Origin of the sequence: Vibrio sp. Vb1026 (assembly GCF_033338745.1) — a bacterium.
GTDB classification, from domain to species: Bacteria; Pseudomonadota; Gammaproteobacteria; order Enterobacterales; family Vibrionaceae; genus Vibrio; species Vibrio alginolyticus.
Genome location: NZ_JAWOTH010000160.1, coordinates 1 through 1,137 on the forward strand (window position 1 = coordinate 1; position 1,137 = coordinate 1,137).

General features: G+C 43.9%; 2 protein-coding genes. One reads left to right on the forward strand and one right to left on the reverse strand.

The genetic code is table 11. The features are described from left to right. Nucleotides 1–529: hypothetical protein (locus R7E47_RS24975; protein ID WP_318085465.1), on the reverse strand; the 529-nt coding region annotated here is incomplete at its 3' end. Between the two features lie 160 nt (nucleotides 530–689). On the opposite strand from R7E47_RS24975, the gene R7E47_RS24980 reads away from it, so the two are divergent. Continuing rightward, a complete protein-coding gene (locus tag R7E47_RS24980; protein ID WP_276416243.1) occupies nucleotides 690–1,091 on the forward strand; it encodes a GFA family protein in 402 nt (133 codons plus the stop codon). The last annotated feature ends 46 nt before the right edge of the window (nucleotides 1,092–1,137 follow it).

Consider the following 1,137-nt stretch of genomic DNA (forward strand, 5'->3'; position numbering starts at 1 on the left):
ATGAAATAGCAATTTTGGTATCCGTTTGCCAATTGATTTGAGCAAATTTAACTCGATCACCAATAAACACGCTGTCTAGCAACACCACTCGGCTCGGGATCGGATCAAACTTAAATAACCCAACATAATAAAATGCCCCTGAGCCTTGAGTCGTAACAATCATCGGCGCCGCAATCCAAAATTCTTTGTTGATTTTACGTTGAGCGATAAACGCGGTCGGTACCAAAACCTGCCCCTTTGTCGCGCCTGCATCATACTGACCAATCAGGTAGCCATTCTCCTTGTCCCACTCTTCTAAAAAAGAGACGGCATTTTGCTCTGGTACTTGAATTGTCCACGGATTCTTCGCTTGCACTCCCAACACTTCGGCAACGATAGGATTAGATTGCACCTCTGCTTGCGGAAACTTGGCCATGATTTCATCATCAGACAAGCTAAAGCGATACACACCAGCAATGATAACAATCGCTAATAGCACGATAGGAATAAGAAGAATGAGTGGAATTGGCAGAATTCTGCTGCGAGCCATGGCGACTTCCTTGTTTTTGTTCTAAAAATTGTGTTCGGAGTATATACCAATTCCAATAGGATGACCGCATACACTCAAATCTCGATGAACCAAGTATCGTGAAATCACTCGAGCGGATTTAGGTATAAACTGTTTAGTGGGCAATCGATAGGTAATAACGATGACAAACATAATTCACACCGGAGAGTGCGCCTGTGGCTTAGTTCAACTTCGCTGTAAAGATGAACCTCTGCGAACCTCTATTTGTCACTGCTTTGAATGCCAGAAACGAACAGGCAGCGTTTTTGGTGTCCAGGCCAAATTCGATAAGGAGCAGGTCATTTTAGATGGTGACACGACCAACTACACCAGAATCAGCGACGATGGTAATGAAGTGAAATACGAATTTTGCCCTGCTTGTGGCACGACGATGCTACTGTTGTTATCCGCAGCACCCGAAATCGTTGTTGTTCCCGTTGGAATTTTCAATAACACCGAATTTCATGAGCCAAAAGTTTCGATTTATGAGCAAAGGAAACATGGCTGGGTGAGTTTCGAGTGCACAATGGAACACATTCAATAGAGGGGAATCCCCCTTTATTGGCTTGTTGTTATCTGAGCAAAAGCTC

Bases quoted from the DNA above. Each gene is read 5' to 3' on its own strand.
- R7E47_RS24980 (WP_276416243.1), top strand. From the start codon at position 690: ATGACAAACATAATTCACACCGGAGAGTGCGCCTGTGGCTTAGTTCAA.